At 75.7% G+C, this 19,393-nt stretch carries 16 protein-coding genes; 6 read left to right on the top strand and 10 right to left on the bottom strand.

Annotation, left to right across the window (positions count from 1 at the left end; all coding sequences use genetic code 11):
* Positions 1-5: 5 nt before the first annotated feature.
* Positions 6-1,256: a sensor histidine kinase gene (locus tag AWW66_RS00605; RefSeq protein WP_245647799.1), complete on the top strand. Its 1,251-nt coding sequence runs from the start codon at positions 6-8 to the stop codon at positions 1,254-1,256.
* Complete coding sequence (locus AWW66_RS00600; RefSeq protein WP_067359289.1) at positions 1,253-1,897, top strand: response regulator; 645 nt, start codon at positions 1,253-1,255, stop codon at positions 1,895-1,897. The genes AWW66_RS00605 and AWW66_RS00600 overlap by 4 nt, the downstream gene beginning before the upstream one ends.
* Before the next feature lie 60 nt (positions 1,898-1,957).
* On the opposite strand, the gene AWW66_RS00595 is transcribed toward AWW66_RS00600, so the two are convergent.
* The 10 genes from AWW66_RS00595 to AWW66_RS35870 form a co-directional block, all read right to left on the bottom strand.
* Positions 1,958-3,616: a carbamoyltransferase C-terminal domain-containing protein gene (locus tag AWW66_RS00595; RefSeq protein WP_067359288.1), complete on the bottom strand. Its 1,659-nt coding sequence runs from the start codon at positions 3,614-3,616 to the stop codon at positions 1,958-1,960.
* Positions 3,617-3,645: 29 nt separating this feature from the next.
* Complete coding sequence (locus AWW66_RS00590; RefSeq protein WP_067359287.1) at positions 3,646-4,893, bottom strand: beta-ketoacyl-[acyl-carrier-protein] synthase family protein; 1,248 nt, start codon at positions 4,891-4,893, stop codon at positions 3,646-3,648.
* A complete protein-coding gene (locus AWW66_RS00585; RefSeq protein WP_157527029.1) occupies positions 4,886-5,938 on the bottom strand; it encodes a MupA/Atu3671 family FMN-dependent luciferase-like monooxygenase in 1,053 nt (350 codons plus the stop codon). Before AWW66_RS00585 ends, AWW66_RS00590 begins: the two co-directional genes overlap by 8 nt.
* Positions 5,939-5,947: 9 nt before the next feature.
* Positions 5,948-7,330, bottom strand: coding sequence for a condensation domain-containing protein (locus AWW66_RS00580; RefSeq protein ID WP_067359286.1), 1,383 nt, complete (start codon positions 7,328-7,330; stop codon positions 5,948-5,950).
* An 82-nt stretch (positions 7,331-7,412) separates the two neighbouring features.
* Positions 7,413-8,456 carry an NAD-dependent epimerase/dehydratase family protein gene (locus AWW66_RS00575; protein ID WP_211271796.1) on the bottom strand — a complete coding sequence of 348 codons (1,044 nt, stop codon included), beginning with the start codon at positions 8,454-8,456 and terminating at the stop codon, positions 7,413-7,415.
* Between the two features lie 3 nt (positions 8,457-8,459).
* The gene (locus AWW66_RS00570) at positions 8,460-9,158 is read right to left on the bottom strand and encodes a phytanoyl-CoA dioxygenase family protein (protein ID WP_067359285.1); all 699 of its coding nucleotides are present in this window, start codon (positions 9,156-9,158) and stop codon (positions 8,460-8,462) included.
* 23 nt (positions 9,159-9,181) lie between these two features.
* On the bottom strand, positions 9,182-10,105 hold the full coding sequence (locus AWW66_RS00565) for a glycosyltransferase family protein (protein ID WP_157527028.1): 924 nt from the start codon (positions 10,103-10,105) through the stop codon (positions 9,182-9,184).
* Positions 10,106-10,115: 10 nt separating this feature from the next.
* A complete protein-coding gene (locus tag AWW66_RS00560; RefSeq protein ID WP_067359283.1) occupies positions 10,116-10,961 on the bottom strand; it encodes a glycosyltransferase family 2 protein in 846 nt (281 codons plus the stop codon).
* Positions 10,958-12,268, bottom strand: coding sequence for an MFS transporter (locus AWW66_RS00555; RefSeq protein ID WP_067359282.1), 1,311 nt, complete (start codon positions 12,266-12,268; stop codon positions 10,958-10,960). Before AWW66_RS00555 ends, AWW66_RS00560 begins: the two co-directional genes overlap by 4 nt.
* Complete coding sequence (locus tag AWW66_RS35870; RefSeq protein WP_157527026.1) at positions 12,265-14,415, bottom strand: hypothetical protein; 2,151 nt, start codon at positions 14,413-14,415, stop codon at positions 12,265-12,267. Before AWW66_RS35870 ends, AWW66_RS00555 begins: the two co-directional genes overlap by 4 nt.
* A gap of 368 nt (positions 14,416-14,783) precedes the next feature.
* Here AWW66_RS35870 and AWW66_RS00545 point away from each other — a divergent pair, with 368 nt between their 5' ends.
* Genes AWW66_RS00545 through AWW66_RS00530 form a run of 4 tightly spaced genes read left to right on the top strand, consistent with a single transcriptional unit; the run spans position 14,784 to position 19,393 of the window.
* Positions 14,784-15,737 (top strand): ribonucleotide-diphosphate reductase subunit beta, encoded by a 954-nt coding sequence (locus tag AWW66_RS00545; RefSeq protein WP_067359280.1) that lies wholly within the window; start codon positions 14,784-14,786, stop codon positions 15,735-15,737.
* On the top strand, positions 15,734-16,957 hold the full coding sequence (locus AWW66_RS00540) for an aldehyde dehydrogenase family protein (RefSeq protein ID WP_067359279.1): 1,224 nt from the start codon (positions 15,734-15,736) through the stop codon (positions 16,955-16,957). Before AWW66_RS00545 ends, AWW66_RS00540 begins: the two co-directional genes overlap by 4 nt.
* Entirely contained in the window at positions 16,950-17,645 is a 696-nt protein-coding gene (locus AWW66_RS00535; protein ID WP_157527025.1) for a hypothetical protein, read from the top strand. The genes AWW66_RS00540 and AWW66_RS00535 overlap by 8 nt, the downstream gene beginning before the upstream one ends.
* Positions 17,642-19,393 (top strand): thiamine pyrophosphate-binding protein, encoded by a 1,752-nt coding sequence (locus AWW66_RS00530; protein ID WP_083978101.1) that lies wholly within the window; start codon positions 17,642-17,644, stop codon positions 19,391-19,393. Before AWW66_RS00535 ends, AWW66_RS00530 begins: the two co-directional genes overlap by 4 nt.

The raw sequence follows: 19,393 nt of genomic DNA, 5'->3' as shown, positions 1-19,393 counted from the left end.
GGACGATGACGGAGACCATGCAGCGCTGGTGGGGGCGGGCCGGGACGGCCTTCGCCCTGGTCGCTCTGGGCGTGGTGGGGCTGTTCGAGCTGACCTACGGGCGGATCCTCGCCGACGGTCACCTGCTCGATCCGGTCTTCCTGGTCCGGGGCGTGCTGGCGGTCCTCGCCGCCGGGGTATGGCTGGCCGCCGGACGGCTCGGTCCCACGTGGCTGCCCGTCACGGCCGGCGCGGTCGCCGTCGTCTCGGCGGCCGTCAGCCTCGGGCCGTACCTGGCGCTCCGGACCCTGGTCGTGCCGGACCTCCGGTACGGCGGCGGCTCGTCCACCTTCTGGGGGCTGCCCGAGTCGGTGGCCCTGCTCGGCGTCGTCTTCGCGCTGGCCCGGACCGCCCGACCGGTGCCCGCGTTGCTGGCCATCACGGTCACCGGTGGCGCCCTGACCGTCATGCCGCTGCGCAGCGGCACGGACTACGTCTTCCTGTTCATCGGCATGGTCTACGCGCTGCTCGCCACCGGGGTGGCCGCCGGTGGCATGTACCTGCGCCTGACCGCCGCCGTCCGGGACCGCCAACTCGCCACGGTCCGCGCCGAGCAGCGCGCCGAGTTCGCCCGCGACCTGCACGACTTCATCGCCCACCACGTCACCGGGATCGTGGTGCAGGCCCAGGGGGCCCGGTACGTCGCCGGCCAGGATCCGGGCCGGGCGGTCGAGGCGCTGGAACGGATCGAGCACGCCGGCGCGGAGACCATGACCGCGATGCGCCGGATGGTGGGGGTGCTGCGGGACCAGGCCAGCGCGCCGGACGGCCCGCTGGCCCCGCTCGCCGGGGTCGGCGACCTGCCGGAGCTGGTGGACCGGTTCACCACCGCCGGGCCGGTGCGGGCCCGGCTGCACACCGAGGGGGTCCTCGACGACCTGCCGGTGGAGGTGACCTCCTCGGCGTACCGGGTGGTGATGGAGGCGCTGACCAACGTCCGGCAACACGCCCGGGGGGCCCGGCGGGTGGACGTCTGGCTCAGCCGTACCCCGGGCCGGCTGCTGGTCCGGGTGGTCGACGACGCACCGGCGCAGCGCGCGTCCCGGCGCGGCGGGCAAGGCTTCGGGCTGGCCGGGCTCGCCGAGCGGGTCGGTGCCACCGGGGGCCGGCTGCGCGCCGGGCCGGGCATCGACGGCGGCTGGACCGTCGACGCGGAACTGCCGCTGCCGGAGGGTGACGCGGACATGCCGCTACCGGAGGGTACGGTGCCCCGGTGATCAGGGTGATGGTCGCCGACGACCAGGCGATGGTGCGGACCGGCTTCGGGATGATCATCGGGGCGCAGCCGGACATGGAGCTGGTCGGCGAGGCCGGTGACGGCGTCGAGGCGGTCGAGCTGGCCCGGCGGACCCGCCCGGACGTCGCCCTGCTCGACATCCGGATGCCGCGGATGGACGGCCTGGCGGCGCTGCGGCTGCTCACCGGGCCGACCGCGACCCATCCGACCCGGGTGGTCGTGGTCACCACCTTCGACCTGGACGAGTACGTGCACGCCGCGCTGCGCAACGGCGCCTGCGGCTTCCTGCTCAAGGACTCCGGCCCGGCCCTGCTGGTGGAGGCGGTCCGGGCCGCCGCCAGCGGCGACGCGCTGATCAGCCCCTCGGTCACGGTCCGGCTGCTGCGGCACCTGAACCCGCCGCAGACGCCGGCCGGCGCGCCCGAGGGCGGCCTCTCCCCGCGCGAGCTGGAGGTGGTGCGGCTGGTGGCCCGGGGCGCGACCAACGCCGAGATCGCCGGGCGGCTCTACATCTCGGTCGGCACCGTCAAGACGCACCTGGGCAGTGTCCAGGCCAAGCTCGACGTCCGTAACCGGGTGGAGATCGCCGCCTGGGCCTGGGAACGCCGCCTGGTGGACTGACCGGCGCGAGCCGACCGAGCCGGCGTGGGCCGCCGGGGCGCGGTGGCGGCGGCCGGTGGATCACCGGGCCTTGCGGATCAGTGAGTCACCGAGGACGAGGAAGTCCAGGTCCATCGACCGGAACGCGGCGAGCGCGTCGGCGGTGGTGTTGACGATGGGCTCCCCCTTGTCGTTGAACGAGGTGTTGAGCAGCACCGGCGGTGCCCCCCGGCGCTCCAGGACGTCCAGGATCGCCCCGACCGCCGGGGCGTCGTCGCCGTGCAGCACCTGGGGCCGGGTGGTGCCGTCGACGTGCACCACCCCGGGGGCGACCGTCCGGCCCAGCTCGGTGACCCGGGCCGCGCCCAGCATGTACCGGCTCAGGTGCTCCTGGCCCGCCCAGAGCTGGGCACCGTACTCGGCGCGGGTCACCCCGGCGAAGGGGCGCCACGGCTCCCGGTGCTTGATGGCGTTGACCCGGCCGTTGACCTGCGCCTGGTACGGCACGGCGATGATCGAGCGGCGGCACAGGGCGCGCGGGCCCACCTCGGCCCGGCCCTGGGCGACCGCGCCGACCCGGCCGTCGAGCAGCAGCCCGACCACCTCGTCGACGTCCAGGTCGGTGGCGGTCAGACCGGACAGGTCGACCGCCGCGCCGGCACCGCCCCGGGGCGGGCCCGCCACGTCCATGCCCAGGTACGGGCTGAGCGGCCCGGCGCGCCGGGCCGGCGGGCGGACCGTCCAGGCGGCGCCGAGCGCGACCCCGGCGTCGTGCGGCACCGGTGGCACGTACACCGGGCCGGGCAGTCCGCCGTTGGTGGTGCAGTTCAGCGCGACCCCGCCGCTGAGGCACAGGGCGTCCACGCCCGCCGCCGTCCGGGCCAGCGCCGCCAGGTGCCCGACGGTCTCCTCGACGATCCGCTGGGCGGTGTACGCCACCGCGACGGCCCGGGGGTCGTCGGCCAGCCGGTCGCCGGGCACGGTCGGGCCGTCGGCGCGCACGAGCGCGCAGTACCGCTGTCGCCAGGCGGCGACGGTGGCCCGGTACTGCCGTTCGACCTCGTCGGCGGTGGCCGGCCCGTCGTCGTGCCCGGCGGTCCGCACGGCCAGCCGGAACCCGTCGCGGTCCAGCTCGACCAGGGGGTCCACGGCCAGGCCCCGGGCCCGCCCGTACGCGGCGAGCCCCATGGTCTTGCCGGCGTTGAGGAAGGAGAAGCCCAGCCACGTCGACGCGGCGTCGTAGGCGTACCCGAGGGAGGCGCTGCGCGGCCAGCTCCGCTCCAGCCGGGGCTCCTCGCCGTCGGCGAAGGTCCAGATCGTCGAGGACTCGTTCTCCCCGTTGCCGTCCACCACGACCACGGCGGCGCGGCGGAACGGCGAGGCGTAAAACGCCGACGCGGCGTGCGCGAGGTGGTGCGGCACCTGCACCACCTCGGGGGTCCGGCCGCCGAAGTCCAGGCCGACGGCGTGCGACAGCAGCTCCGCGTCGGTGGCGAAGCGGTCCGGGTAGAGCTGCTCGCCGTCCCAGCCGATGGCCACCACGTCGATGTCCGCCGGATCGATGCCGGCCTGGTCCAGGCAGAACCGGACGGCGCCGGCCGGCTTGCGGAACAGCGAGTGCCGGCGTCGGTTGATGCGCTCCTCCTCCGCGAAGGCGACCACCTCGCCGGCACCGTTGACCAGACACGCGGCGGTGTCGTGCCAGCCGGTGGGTGGCGCGTTGACCCCGAGGACCCACATGGCGCTGCCTCCCTCTCCATCCCCTGGTTTCACGGCCACCGTTGGACGACCAGGACCGCGTTGTGCCCGCCGAACGCGAAGGAGTTGGTCATCGCGCGGCGTACCGGGCGTTCCCGGGGCCGGTCCCGGACGAGGTCCAGCTCCGGGTCCTCCGGCTCGTCGCAGTTGATCGTCGGCGGGATGCGGCCGGTGCGGACGGTGTGCACGGTGGCGACGAGTTCGGCCGCCCCGGCGGCGCCGAGCATGTGGCCGGTCATGGACTTGTTGGCGGTGATCGGTACGCGGGTGGCGTGGTCGCCGAAGACCCGCCGGATCGCCCGGACCTCCACGGTGTCGTTCAGCCGGGTGCCGGTGCCGTGCGCGTTGACGTGGTCCACGTCGGCCGGGCCGATCCCGGCGTCGGCCAGGGCCGCCGTCATCGCCCGGCCGCTGCCGAGCCCCTCGGGTTGCGGCGCGGTGAGGTGGTGCCCGTCGGTGGTCGCGCCGTACCCGGTCAGCTCCGCCAGGATGGTGGCGCCCCGGTCCCGGGCGTGTCCGGCCTCCTCCAGCACGACCACGGCCGCGCCCGCGCTCATCACGAACCCGTCCCGGCCGGTGTCGAAGGGCCGGCTGGCCCGCTGCGGGTCGTCGTTGCGGCGCGACAGCGCCCCGGCCATCGCCGCGGCGCCGACGTCGAGGACGGTGAGCGGGGCGTCCGCGCCGCCGGCCAGCATGACGTCCACGACACCGGCCCGGATCAGCCGCATCGCCTCGCCGACGCAGGTGGTGCCCGTCGCGCAGCCGGTGGCCACCGACATCGTGGGGCCCTGGATCCGGTACCGCAGGGCGATCTCGTTGACCGCGTGGTCCTGGCCGCTGACGGCGAAGAAGTGCGGGCTGACCGCCCGGTGGCCGCGCCGCTGCGACGCCAGCGCGCCGTCCACGCAGAGCTGGGTGGGGCCGACCGCCGTGCCGACGAACGCGCCGGCCCGGGGTCCGAGGCCGCCGTCGGCCGGCAGGCCGGCCTGCGCGACCGCCTGCGCCGCCGCCGCGATCGCGTACTGGGCGTAGGCGTCGATGCGGCGGCTGAGCGTCCGCGGCATGTAGGGGGCCGGGTCGAAGTCGTGGATCTCGCCGCCGATGCGCACCGGCAGCTCGGCCGCGTCGATCCGGCGCAGGGGGCCGATGCCGCTGCGCCCGGCGAGCAGCCCGGCCCAGAACCGCGCGGTGGTCGACCCGATCGGGGACACCACGCCGCAGCCGGTGACCACGACCCGGCGCGGCCCCTGCTCAGGCACCGCCGCGCACCTTCCGGCGGACCGCGTCCAGGTACGGCAGGGCCGCCAGCACCTGGTCCTCGTCGACGCCGAAGTCGACCAGGGAGGCCACCTCGGTCACCCCGATCGCGGCGAGCTGCTCGACCAGGCCGACGCACTTCTCCACCGACCCGAACAGCGCCGACCTGCCGAAGTAGCGTTCGAAGGCGAAGCTGGAGAGCCGGTCCAGGTCGGAGCTGGCCAGCTCCGGCCACTGGTGACGCCACAGGTTGACCGAGGAGCGCAGGTAGCGGACGAAGGGCTCCCGGATGACCTCCCGGACCCGCTCGTCGGACTCGTGCACGAAGGTGTGCAGCATCAGCGTGACGGTGCCGGCGTCCGGGTCGTGCCCGGCCGCCCGGCGGGCCTCCCGGTACGCCTGGATCTTGGTGGCGAGCTGGTCGACCCGCTGCACCAGCAGCCCGGTGAGCACGTTCAGCCCGTGGGTGCCGGCGAGCACGAAGGTCTCCACCCCGGACGTGCAGGTCAGCCAGAGCCGCAGGTCCCGCTGGAGGGGCCGGGGGAAGGTCCGGAACTCGGTCGGCTGGCCCTCGCCGTTGGGCCGGGTGATCGGGGTACCCGCCCAGAGGTCGCGCAGCACCGGGATGGTGTCGATCACGAACTGCCGGCGTCCGGCGAACCGGTCGGGGGCGAGCACGAAGTCGTTCGCGATCCAGCCGGTGGCCAGCGCCAGGTCGACCCGTCCGCCGGAGAGGTTGTCGACGAACGCCCAGTCCTCCACCACGGTCACCGGGTCGCGCAGGGGCAGCACCACGCTGCCGGCCCGCAGCCGGATGCGGCTGGTGGACACGGCCAGCGCCGCGGCGGCCAGCGCCGGGTTGGGGTACGAGCCGCCGAAGGGGTGGAAGTGTCGTTCGGGCACCCACAGCGCGGTGAAGTCGTGGCTGTCGGCGAACCGGGCGGTCTGGATGAGCAGGTCGTACTCGCGCGGCGGGTCGGTCGCCTCACGGTTGGCGAAGTAGAGCAGGCTGAAGTCCATCGCTCCCCCGAAGGTGCGCTCGGTCACGGGCCGGGCTCATCCGGAGCCCCAGGTCTGGCGAGCCTCCTTGATCCACTGCTGGAGCGGCAGGTCGGCGGCGGAGGTCAGCACGGTCGCGGCCCGGCGGACGACGGCCAGGAACACCTCGGCGTCCGGCAGGTCCTCCGGGTCGTGGTGCAGCGCCACCTCCAGCCGTCCGCCGCGCAGCGCGAACAGCCGCAGGCCGGTGTTGTGGGGCAGCACGGTGCGCTGGTGGATCGGGTGCGGGCGGGCGGCGGCCAGTTCCTCGTTGGGCAGCGGGACGGCCCGCAGCGGCCCGATCGGGATCGGCCGGGTGGTGGGGTACACGTTGACCGTCACCCGGCGCAGCTCCATCACCGTGTCCAGCGTCGCGTAGTCCACCAGCGCCCGGCTGCGCAGCGGCGGGGCGGAGGCGTTGGCGGCGACGAAGCCGGCCGCCCAGTCGCCGACCGTGCCGCCCGTCGCGTCGCCGGCGGGTGGGCGGGTGATCAGGGTCTCCCACAGCGGCCCGGGCAGCCGCAGGGTGGCCCGGACCCGGCCGTGCCGGTGGCCGGTCAGCGGCAGGAACTCCCCGTCGAAGGCGGCGAGCAGCGCGAGGGAGACCGCCGCCTGGAACAGGTGGGCCAGCGACGCGCCGGTGCGGGTGCCGAGGTCGGTCAGTGCCCGGCCCTCGTCGAGCGGGAGCGCCACGAAGTGGTTGACGCCGGCCTGGCGCTGCTGCCACGGTGTCCACCCGCCGCCGGGGAACGTCACCCGGGGCGGCGGCTCGGCCAGCGCGGGGGCCCAGAACCGGTCCGTCTCGGCGAGGCCGTCGCGGTCCGCGGCCACGCTGCGGGCGTACGCGAGGAAGGACGGCGTCCGGGCCGCGCGGGCCGCCTGCGCCGGGTCGCCGTCCAGCAGCGCCTGGTAGACCCGGCCGACCGTACGCAGGATCGCGGCCATGCTCTGCTGGTCGGCGACGGTGTGGTCGATCGCCATCGCGAGCACGTGCCGGTCGTCGGCCTCCCGGATCAGCGTCACCGCGGCCAGCGGACCGTCCTGCATGTCGATCAGCGGGGTGTAGCTGCGCATCAGGTGCAGGCCGAGCCGGGCCCGGTACCGGTCGTCCGGGCAGCCGCGCAGGTCGACCTGCTCGACCGACACGGCGGCGGCCCCGTCCTCGGGCACGAACCGGAAGCCGTCGGCGCCGCCGCGCAGCCGCGCGGTGAACACGTCGACCGCATCCGTCACCAGCCGCAGCGCGGTCCGGAAGTGGTCCTCGTGCAGGTCGCCTCGGAGCTGGAAGGCGTCCCACACCGGGTTGACCGGTGGGCGGCGCGGGTGGCCGGCCTCGTCGAGGGTGGCGCGCAGGCAGAACTCCCGCTGCATGCCGTACGCGGCGATCGGCTCCGGGGTCACGTGCGCCTCCCTGTCTCGGCCGCCGTGGCCAGGGGTACCGGTGTGGTCCGGCCGGACCGGGCCGGGCGGATGCGGCGCGCGGTCACCGGGTCCCCGACAGGGCGGCGGTGGACTCGACGCGGCGCAGCCAGCGGGCGTGCCGGGCCATCCCCTCGGCCAGGCCGACGCGCGGCCGGTAGCCGAGCACCCGGGCGGCCACGGTCAGGTCGGCGGCGGTGGCCGGCACGTCACCGTCGCGCTCGGGCAGCCGGTCCAGCCGGACCGGTCGCCCCGTCACCCGTTCCACCAGGTCCACCACCTCGGTCATCGGCACGCTCGCGCCGCCGCCGACGTTCACCGTCACCGAGCGGGGCGGCCCGCCACCGGGCGCGCTCCGGGCGGCCGGGCCGCCGGCGGTCAGGTCGGCCGACGCGGCGGCCACCGTCGCGGCCACCACGTCGGAGACGAAGGTGAAGTCCCGCCGGTGGCTGCCGTCGCCGTAGAGCGGGAACGGCTCGCCGGTGGCGGCGGCGGTCAGCAGCCGGCCGATCGCCATGTCCGGCCGCTGGCGGGGCCCGTACACGGTGAAGTAGCGCAGCGCGACGACGGTCGTCGGGTGCCCGGGGCGCGCGGCGTACGCGTGGCACAGCTGCTCCCCGGCCAGTTTGGACACCCCGTACGGTGAGGCCGGCGCGGTCGCCTGGTCCTCCCGGCTGGGGCCGCCGACCAGCCCGTACACGCTGGACGAGGAGGCGTACACCAGCCGCCGGACGGCCCCGGCCAGGCACGCCTCGGCGACCCGCTGGGTGCCCACGACGTTCGTCTCGGCGTACCGGCGGAAGGAGTCCCAGGAGGGGCGTACCCCGGGGATGGCGGCCAGGTGGAAGACGGTGTCGCAGCCCTCGACGGCCGGTGCCAGGTCGTCGGTGGTGATGTCGGACCGCAGCGGGGTGTAGCCGGGGCGGGCGGGCGGGGCGGCGGGGCCGGCCGGGGGGTGCCCGTCGGGGGTCCGCAGGTCCAGCCCCACCACCTGGTGCCCGTCGGCCAGCAGGGCGTCGACCAGGTGCGAGCCGATGAACCCGGCCGCGCCGGTCACCAGGACCCGGGACCTCGGCGGCAGCCCGTGCCCGGGGTGTCGGTCGGCCATCGGTCAGCTCGCGTGCCGGCGGCAGAGCGCGGACAGCCGCGCCGCCTCGGCGGGGTCGGCCACCATGGTGGGCAGCGCGGCCAACAGGTCGTGGTATTCGTCGCGCTCGGGTCGGGCGGCGGCGCCCGGCCCGACGAAGCTGTAGTTGAGGTAGTAGCGCACGGTGCCGTGCGGACTGGGCGGGCGCATGTGCCAGGTGGCGGAGTTGACCACGGCCACCGTCCCGGGGCCGCCGACGACGGTCAGGTCGTCCGGTGCCACCTCGAAGCCGTGCTGGTTGGGGTGGTGCCGGGGCACCCGGGCCGTGTGCGTGTCGGGGCGCAGCACCAGCGGGCCGTTGTCGGCGGTGAGACCGGCGGGGTAGATCATGACGTGCACCATGGCGGTGTCGGACCGGCCGTCCCAGGGCTGGTCGCTGTCGTAGTCGTGGTGCCAGACCTTGCCCTCGCCCCGGGTCAGCCGCATGCCGTTGGCGTGGTGGAACAGGTAGGTGTCGCCGAGCACCGGCCGGACCAGCGGGTCGAGCACCCCCTCGGCGAGCAGCCGCAGGAACGGCGGGTGCGGCATGAGCCGCTTGCGGCCCGGCTCGGTGGTGGCGAGGTCGTCGAGGCCGGCGCGCAGCCGGTCACACCACCGTGGCGGCAGCCAGTCGGGTGCCACGACGTACTCGCGGGTGGCGGTGCCTCCCCCGTGGGTACCCATGTTCTCTCCTCTCCGCGCCCGGGTCATCGCGCGCTGATGCCCGCCTGGGTCAACACCTCGGCCGCGCCGCTGCGCTCCAGCGCCCCGGAGACCAGGTGCCGTGCCCACGGGTCGGCCTTGTTCTGGGCCAGGTGCAGGATCGCGGCGTCGCGGTACGCCCGTTCGTCGAGGTGTTCGGTGCCGACGGGTACCGGCACCAGGTGCCCGGCCATGAAGTTCCACCGCACCGGCATCTCCTCGACGCGCAGGTCGTGGCGCAGCTCCCACATGGTCAGCCAGAAGCCCAACTGGTCGCGCGGGATCATCACCCCGGCCGCCGCCATCGGCAGCATCGCCCGGTAGTGCCGCAGCCACCGGTCGGCGATCCGACGCAGGGCCGGAGCCGAGCCGAGCAGGATGCCGCTGTTCCAGCAGTGCATCTCGTCGAGCGCGGCGGCGGGCAGACGGACGCCGAAGGTCCGGTGCACCAGGTCCAGCACGCCGGCCCGGTCGATGTCCGGGTCGGTGAAGTAGAGCCGCCGGTCCCCCCAGAGGGTCGGCGCGACGGGCCGGTTGAGCAGCGAGTACAGGTCGACGTCGGGGCCCAGCTCGGTGGCCATCAGCCCGATGTCGGCGCGGACGATGGTGTCCGAGTCGAGGTACAGGTGCTGCGCGGTGGTGGCCCGCGCCATCGAGGTGATCTTGACGATCCGGGACCGGATCGACTCGGCGTCGGCCGGCCGGGCGCCGGCCAGGTCGTCCGGGCCCACCGGCACCACCTCGACGTCGACGTCGAGCAGGTCGGCGAGGCGGGTGAGCGCGGACGAGGCCTCGTCGGCGAAGACGGTGACCGGCACGGACCGGTTGTGCTCGCGCAGCGAGGCGATCGCCGCCGCGACGTACGGCAGGAAACCCGCCGTGGCGGTCAGCGTCACCCGGAACGCCCCCGGGGTGCCCGCCGGGCTCACGCCGTCCACCTCATCGGACCAGCCCCTCTCGCTCGTCGGTCGTTCGCGCGTCGTCCGGGCCGGTCACCTGGCGCACCGATCCGGCGTCGGCGTTGGAGTAGCCGCCCATGTAGTAGTCCAGCGTCGCCCGCTCCGAGCAGGTCACCGGCACGCCCTGGCGGACCAGCTCGATGCTGAAGGCCAGGTCCTCCGTGTAGCCGCGGCGTCGCCGCCAGGACGGGTACCGGGTCGGGAACGGGATGCGCTCGTGCAGGTCGCGGCGGACCAGGTACTCGCTGGTGTCCACCCGGGTGATCGGGATGCCGGCCGCCCGCAGGGTGTCGCGCACCACGTTGGACCCCGGCGCCAGCACGCCCCACCCGACGAGCTGCCGGTACGACTCGGCCCGCTGCTGCGGGTCGGGGTGCCAGGGATCCTCCCCGTCCGGCACGAACGGCCGGCCGTCCTCGGTGAGCAGTCGCCGCCAACTGTGTGCCACCTGCGCGCCCGGCTCGGCGGCCAGCGCGTCCACCAGGGACCGCAGGTGCTCCGGGTGGTAGGCGTTGTCGTCGTCGAGCTGCGCGACGTACGCGCCGCGGGCCAGCCCGATGCCCTCGTTGCGCAGCCGGGCCAGCCGGGCGGGCAGGTACTCCCCGTCGTCCGCCGAGCGGTGGACCACCCGGATGACCGCCGCCGGGAACCGTCGCCGCAGCGACTCGCGGGCCGCCGGGTCGCCCAGGTACGGGCAGTCGTCGCCGAGCACGATGTGCTCCACGCGCACGCCGCGCTGCGCCACCACGGACGCCATCGCGCGGCGTAGCTGGCGCGGCCGGTCGCGGGTGAGCGTCACGACGCTGACCAGGGGCGGCGACGTCACGGCGACCCGCCGGGGGGTGACACCCGGACGAACGACCGGGTGAAGGCGAGCACCGGCACGGCCATCAGCAGCGTGATCAGCACCGCCGACCAGCCCAGCCCGAGCAGCCCCACGGCGGGCGCGCCACCGATGAACCCGACGGCCACGAACAGGTCCGTCAACGGGACCAGGCCGGCGTAGTACCGGCCCATGTGGGAGGCGGGCAGCCGGCGTTGCACCTCGGCGAAGAAGACCACCGTGGCCACCGACTCCAGCACGCCCGCCACGAAGGTCAGCCCGAGCAGCACCACCACCGAGCCGGCCAACGGCATCGCCAGCCAGCACAGCCCCTCCACCACGTTGGCGAGCAGGTAGAGCCAGCCGGCGGGGAGGCGACCGAGCCGTCCGCCCAGCAGGCCGCCGAGCACCCCGCCCACGCCCATGGCGGCCAGCGCGTACGCGAACGCGCCGGAGCCCGGCCACCGCTCGGTCTCGAAGGCGGTCAGGAACACCCGCCCCAGGCTGACCGCGGCCACGTACGTGAACGCCGTGACCGTCAGCCCCAGCATCAGCCGGTCCCGGCGGACCAGGCCGGCCAGCTCGCGGGGGCTGGTGATCAGCACCCGGCGGACCAGGTCCCAGGCGACCCGGCCGACGGATCGGCGTCCGCCGGTCGGCGCGGGCGCGTCGCCCGGTGCCGGGGGCGACGCGGCGGCCCCGGCCGCGTCCGGGCGCGGCACCGGCGGCAGACCCAGCAGCAGCACCGCCGCCAGCACGGCGGTCACCGCCTCCACCCCGAACAGCCAGCCGATGCCGGCGAAGGCGACGATCGGTCCCGCCGTGGCCGGGCCGAGGAAGCTGGTCAGCCGCTCGCTGGTCACCAGCAGGCTGTTGCCGCGCAGTTCGCTGCCGCTGGGCATGACCGCGGGCCGCAGCGCCATCCGGGTGGGCACGCCGAACATGAAGGACAGCCCGACGAGGAACGCGAGGACCTGGATCTGCCACATCGCCGTGGTGAACGGGAACAGCGCGACCACGGCCGCGCTGGCCAGCGCGCTGTAGACCGCGACGCGGCGCGGATCGTACCGGTCGGTGACGTGTCCGACGGCCGCGCCGAGGAAGATGTTGGGCAGGAACCGGATGCCCAGCGCCAGGCCGACGTCGAGGCCCAGGCCGTACCGGTCGAGCACCAGCAGCGGCAGGCCGACGGTGGTCATCCCGGTGCCCAGCCGGAGCAGGAACAGCGACAGGGTCAGCCGGACGAACGGGCCGTTGCGCAGCAGCGACCGGGTGGTCAGGTCCGGGGGCGCGGCGGCGGGCCGGGTCATCGGGCCGCCCCGGTCGCGGCCGGTGCCTGCGCCTCGACGTGCCCGGGGTGGGCCCCCGGGTCGGCCAGGTGGGCCGGGTCGCGCAGCACGTGTTCGCCGTCGGCCACCTCGACCAGCCCGGCCCGGGTGAAGACCGTGCGGGCCGGCTCGTTGCGGGGGGTGCGGACCACCAGCCCGCGCAGGCCGGCGCGGTCGCGGCCGGCCGCGCGGACCGCGGCGACGAGGAACGGTACGGCCACGTCCAGGCCGAGCACCCGACAGCTCACCGCCATCGCGGTGACCGTCTCCCCCTCCAGCACCAGCGCCCCGGTCAGCCCGTAGTCGGCGAAGCGGTCGCGCACGGTGAGCGCGAAGACGACGGCGTCCGGGCGGTCCAGCAGGCGGCGCACCTGGGCCTGGGTGAGCGGGCGGGCCGTGGTGGTGAACTGCGTTGTCCGGCTGAACAGCTCCGCCAGGCGGGCCGCGTCGGCGGCGACGGCGGGCCGGACGGTGAGCCGGATCCCCAGCTCCCGCAGGAAGTCGGCGCGGTCGGTGGCGCGCGCCTCGACCGCCTGGCGGGCGAGCACCGCCCGGGTGGTGTCCGACCGGGCGGCCCCCTCCGGGGTGGTCCAGGGGACCTCGCAGCGGGGGTCGGTGAGCAGCAGCCGGCGGAAGTCGGCCACCGGCGCGTCGAGGACGTGCACGTCCGGCAGGGCGTGCCGGATCTCGGCCCGTTCCACCGGGTGGTCGTCGAGGACGAGGACCTGGTGGTGGGCGATGCCCAGGTCGGCGCAGAGCGCGGCGAGGTTGGCCGACTTGGGCTGCCAGTTGATCCGGTGGGCGACGAAGTCGTCCGGCCCGAGCGGCAGCCCCGCCGCGTGCTGCCGCCACAGCCCCAGGGTGACCTCCTCGGTGCCCTTGCTCAGACTGACCAGCAGGATGCCCCGGTGCCGCAGGAGCCGCAGCGCCTGGTGCAGGCCCAGGTGCAGCCAGCGGCTGGTGGTGTCCCGGTCCAGCCAGCCGAACCCGTCCTCGGCCGCCACCGAGGGCCACAGCGTGCCGTCCAGGTCGACCGCGACGCACTTGATCCGGTCGGCGCCGGTGTGCAGCAGGTACAGCGCGACGTACTCCTCGGCCAGCAGGTCGCTCAGCGGCCCGGTCTGGTGGGGCTGCTCCACGGCCGGGTCGACCGCGCCGCCGTGGTGGGCGTACGGGAACACCAGGTCGTCGAGGAGGTGGGCGGCGCCGTGCCGGGCGGCCAGCGCCTGCTCGTCGACGACGAGCACGGTGGGGTGCGCCTGGGCGCACCGGTCCAGTTCGCTGTTGACCGCGTACACGATGTCGCGGACGTTGACCGGCTGGCGGAAGTCGGTGCGCCCGAACGGGGAGACCGCCGGGGCGGCGACGTTGTGCACCAGGACGGGCCGGTCACCCGCGGCCCGCGCCAGCTCCGTCACGGTCGTGCGCAGCACCCGGAGCAGGGCGGTCAGCCGCCGTCGCCGGTCCTCGCCGGAGCGGTACGGGCCGTCGTCCCACAGCGGCGCCAGGAAGTGGACGGTGGTCGGCTGGAAGACGACCAGGTCCACGTCGTCGAGGGGCTGCTCCCGCCAGGAGTCGGGCCACCGGTGGGTGGTCCGCACGTCGAGCCCCCGCCGGGCGGCGGCGCGGACCAGGGAGTCCTCGGCGAACTGGAGCACGCAGCCGCCGATCAGCAGTACCCGCAGGGGGCGTGGCGCACCGGGCCCGACGGCGGCCAGGTCGGCCACCCGCAGGGGGTTCGGCTGGACGTACCGCGCGGACGTGGCGGCGGCGAGCGGGCCGCCGGGCGGCGCGGCGGCTGGCCCGGGAGGTGACCGGTCGACGTCGTCGGGCGCGGTCGCCGGAGGGTGACCGGTGGTGGCCCCGGGCGACCGGCTGTCGCATGGGGACGGCGCGGCGCAGGCCAGGCCGCGCGACAGCAGCAGGGACAGCAGCCGCTCCCCGACGCCGGGCCGGGGCAGCAGGTCGTCGAATTGCGCGACCGAGTGCGGGGACCGGGCGAGCGCGGCACACGCCGCCGCCAACTCCTGGTCCACGCACAGCCGCTCGTCGGCCCGACTGAGCTCCACGTAATTGCCCGCGTCCACGCTGACCGTCGCAGGATGCAGGCGGTATCTGCGGTCGGACATGCCCCCGTTTTCTGACTCAATATGCATTGTCTTACCTGGATTCGCACGACTGTCAGCGTCGACCGCCGGTCGACCAACCCGACCGACCCTAGCAAACGATCACCCCTTGAGAAAAGGCTTTCCCGTCGATCCGGGACGAGTGCCACTGAGGACTGACGCAGACATCGATCGTCATGCTACTCTCCGAGCATCGGGACGTCGGCGACACTTTTAATCGACTCCAACGGACACTCAGCAATGCAATGACATTGACTACTGTCGCCCAATCAGGCGGTGTTTTTCGGCGCGGGGGAACCGGGAGTGGTCGCAGCGCGCGGTATTCACGCACTGGCCAGGGGCATTGTCGATAACCTCCCGGAAGGTTGATCATGACAAGGTGGAGCACACTGCTGCTCGACGAAGCGCGACTCGACGACCTGCCCCACGTCCCCGTCTCCGAGATCCTGCGCCACCGCGAGGCGCTGGCGACGTACCGGCCGTCGCCGGCCGACCTCTACGAGCGGTGGGAACGGCAGCAGTGGCGGGCCGAGGACATCCCGCTGGAGCCGGACCGGGACCGGTTCGACCAGCTCTCCGAGGGCCACCGCCGGTACCTGACCGCCACGATCCACACCTTCATCGTGGGCGAGTACACCGGCCTGGACCTGCTCGGCCCGATCCTGGCCGGCGCCCCCGCCGAGGCCGACCTGCTGTTCCTGGGCACCCAGGTCGCCGACGAGGCGCGGCACACCCGGCTGATGCTGCGGCTCGGCACCGACCTGCTCGGCCTCGACCTGGACACCCGCCGGCTGCTGGACGAGGCGTGGCTGGCCGTCACGCCGGCCCACCGGCGCCTGGCCGCGCTGGAGACCCGCATCGTCACCGACCTCCAGGCCCACCCCGGCGACTACCGGCGGTGGCTGCGGGCGGTCACGCTCTTCCACCTCATCACCGAGGAGGTGCTGGCCGTCGCCGGGCAGACCGCCATGATCCGCCTGCTCAAGCAGCTCCCCGGGTTGCCCGGCCTCACCACCGCGTTCATCGCCATGACGCGGGACGAGTCCCGGCACGTCAACTACGGGATCCACACCCTGCGCGAGGCGGTGGCCGCCGGGTACGCCGACGAGATCAGCGAGACGATCGAGGAGGCCGCCACGCTGACGGTGTGGATCGACGCGGTGGCCGCCCCGACCCGGGCGCAGGCCCGCCACATCCAGGCCAGCGCGCAGCTCTGCGCCCGGCGGCTGGGCCGCGCGATGCGCCGGCTGGACCTGCCCGAGCCGTACGTCGAGCACGTCACCCGCCGTGCCCTGGCCGCCGAGCCGCAGGAGGCGATCCGGTGAGCCCGGTCCGCCGCACCGACCTCGACCTGCTGGCCATCGACGTGATCCGCCGCAACCACGACGCGCTGCTGGACGCCCTCGTGCAGGTCGCCACCCACAGCGCCGCCGTGGACGAGATCCGCCGGTCCATCCGCGCGCTGGCCGGGGCGCAGTGGGAGCTGGCCCAGAACCGCCCCGCCGAGCGGGAGCAGCTCATCGTCTTCCTGCCGTCGAACAACGTCCTCTACTCGTACGTGCTGTTCGGGCTGGTCCCCGCGCTGTACTGCCGGGAGGTGGTGGCCCGGCCGTCCAGCCGGGTGGCCGCGACCACCGCGGCGGTGCACCGGATCCTCAGCGCGGACCCGGCGATGCCCCGGCCGGCGCCGGTGACGTTGGCGCACGCCTCCCAGCGGGAGTTCCTCACCCGGCACCGCGACGCCGACGTGGCCGTCTTCACCGGGCAGCCGGCCAACGCCGACAGCGTGGCCGCCAGCCTGTCCCCGCAGACCCTGCTGCTGACCTTCGGCTCCGGCCCGAACCCGGTGGTGGTCGGCCCGGACGGCGACCCGGAACAGGTCGTGCCGGACCTGCTGCGCGCCCGGCTGTACAACTCCGGCCAGGACTGCCTCTGCCCCGACGTCGTCTTCGTGCACCGCGCGGTGGCCGCCGAGCTGACCGACCGGCTGGTCCGGTCGGTCGGTCGGCTGGCCGTGGGCCCCCGGGCCCGGCCGGACACCGTCGTGTCGGCGCTGACCTACCCGGACGTCCTGCCCCCGCTGGAGCAGTACCTGCAGCAGCACGCCCGGTACGTGCGCGGCGGCGGGCGGGTGGACCGGGACCGGCTGCTCGTCGAGCCGACCGTGCTGCTGCGGCCGTGGACGGCCGACATCCAGCCACCCGAGTTCTTCGCGCCCGTCTTCGACCTGGTCGAGTACGACCACGCCGGGCAGATCCGGGCCTGGCTGGAGTCGCCCCCGCAGCGGCGACGCGGCATGTACGTCTCGGTGTACGGCGAGCCCGGCCTGCCCGCCGGGGTGCTCGGCACCAGCGTGGTGCTGCCCGGGGTGACCACCCTCGACGTGGAGGACGGCAACCGGCCGTTCGGCGGGTACGGCATCGAGGCCAACTCCGTACGCCGGGGCGACCAGGTGGCCGCGCGCCCCCTGCTGCTCTCCGCCGAGCTGGGGCCGGCCGGGCCGGCGCTGCGCGCCCGACCCTCCGGGGCGGTGCTGCATGCCTGAGCCGACACCGACGCGGACACCGTCCACCGCCGCGCCCCCGCCGGTCGGCGCACCGCCGTCCGACCCGCCGCCGGTGGCCCCGACCGGGGCCGGTCCGGTCGTCGTGCTCGCCCGGTCGACCGGTGCCACCGGGACGCTGCCGGGTCCGGTCGAGCCCGCCGGGGCCGACGGCCCGGTGCCGCCGGCCCGTCACCCGGGCTGCGCGACGGCGCCGGAGCTGGTGCACCGGGTGCTCGGCAGCGTGCTGGCGCACCTGCCACCGGACGGCCGGACCGGTGTCGCGCTGGTCTTCGCGGCCGACGCGTACTGCGCCTGGGCCGCCGACCGGTACGCGGGGCGGTGCCGGGACACCAGCCGGCGGCTGCGCCCGTCGGACTCGATCCGGTTGGAGACCGCCGAGCTGCTGCGGACCTTCGACGCCGGCGCCGGCTGGCCGGGGGACGCGGTGATCCTGGCCGGCGCCGACGCCCACGGGCCCGCCGCCCGGGCCGCCGTGGCGGCCCTGAGCCGGGTCCGCTCGCCGCTGGTGCACTGTGAGCTGCGGGCCGCCGCCCCGGACCGCACGCCCGCCCCGGCCCGCGTCGGCGCGCCCGCCGGCACCGTCCGGGCGACCGACGACAGGGCAGCGGCCGGTGACGGGGCACCGGACTTCGTGGCCACCGCGACGCTGTGGGGACGGCAGCCGTGACCGCCGGGCCCACCACCGCCGCCGGGGAGCCGACCACCGCCCCGGCATCCGGCACCACCCCGGCACCGGCCGCCGGGCCGGCCTGGGTCGTGCTGGCGGACACCCTGGCCCGCGCCGGGTGCCGGGCGGTCTTCGGCCTGCCCGCCGACGAACCGGGCCTGCTCGACGCGGCCGAGGCGCATCCCGACCTGACCGCCGTGGCCGTCGCCGACCAGCGCGTCGCGGCCTGCGCCGCCGCCGGCCACGCGCTGACCTCCGGCACGCCGGCCGTCCTCGCGCTGACCACCGGACCGGCCTTCGTCAACGCGCTGGCCGGGCTCTCCGAGGCCGCCAGCCTCTGCGCGCCCGTGGTCGTGGTGACCACCCGCGCCCCCGGCGCGCAGCTCGGCCGGGGCGCCTTCCAGTACGTCGACCAGGCGGCCATGGCCGACCCGCTGCTGACCTGGTACACCCTGGTGGAACGGCCCGACCGGCTGGTCTGGGCCGTCCGCCGGGCGGTCGCGCTGGCGGTCGCCGGCCGACCGGGGGTGACCGTCGTCGAGGTCACCGACGAGGTGGCCCGCGAGGTCGTCGACCCGGCCGGGGAGCCGGTCGCACCGGCCCGGCGGCTGGTCGCCGTCCCGCCCGCCGCCGACCTGGACCGGGCCGCCCGGCTGCTGACCGGGGCCCGGCTGCCGGTGGTCCTGGCCGGCGGCGGTACCCGCTGGGGTGACCAGGCCGCCGCCGTGGTGCGCCTCGCGGAGCGGCTGCACGCGCCGATCGTCACCACCGCCGCCGGTCGCGGGGTGGTCGACGAACGGCACCCGCTGTCGCTCGGCTGCGCCGGCCTGTACGCCACGCCCCCGGTGGACGCGCTGCTGGACCGGGCCGACGTGGTGCTGGCGCTGGGCAGCCGGTTGGAGGAGACCGTCCGGATGGACTGGCCGGGCCTGTCCCGGGCCGCGCTGGTGCAGGTGGACCTGGACGTGCGGGCCTTCGACGCTGGCGTACCCCCGGCCCTGGCCCTGCTCGGCGACGCCGGGGCCACCGCGGCGGCGCTGACGGACCGGATCGCCGCCGACGACGTCGACGCCGTCGGTCGCGCCGACCGCGCGGCCCTGCTGCGCGACGTCCGGGCCGGCACCACCCGCACGGTCGCGGAGCAGCTCGACCGGTCGCCGGTGCGCCGGGCGCTGCGCGAGGTCGCCGCCGTCTACGGCGACCGGGTGGTCTGGGTGCACGAGAACGGCCTGCACGACATCTGGAGCTACCACCGGCCCGCGCTGACCGTGGCGGCGGGGGCCACCGTGGTCTGTCCCGGCGAACAGACCATGATGGGTTTCGGCGTCGCGGCGGCGATCGGGGCCGCGACGGCGGCGCCCGAGCGCCCGGTGGTGGTGCTCGCCGGGGACGGCGCCGTCCAGCTCAGTGTCAACGCGCTGCCGACGGCCGCCGCCCGCCGGCTCGGCATCACCGTGCTGATGTTCGACAACCAGGGCTTCGGCTGGCCCCGGCACCTGCGGGCGCTCTCCGGCGAGCCGCCCGGACCGGCCCGGTTCCCGACCCCCGTGCCGGTGCTCGACTGGGTGCGGGCCTGCGGCGGGTGGGCGGCGGACCTCGCCGTCACCCCCGACCTCGGCGCGGTGCTGCGCGAGGCCCGCGCGGCGGCCGGGCGGGGCGAGCTGGCGCTGGTCCGCGTCCCGGTGCCGGACACCGACGTGCCGGTGGGGGTGCGCCGGCTGCTCGGGCCACCGCAGGACGGCGGGTAG

Origin of the sequence: Micromonospora rosaria (assembly GCF_001567585.1) — a bacterium.
Taxonomy (GTDB): domain Bacteria; phylum Actinomycetota; class Actinomycetes; order Mycobacteriales; family Micromonosporaceae; genus Micromonospora; species Micromonospora rosaria.
Note: the sequence above shows the minus strand (reverse complement) of the source record. Positions and strands in the feature narration are given on the sequence as shown.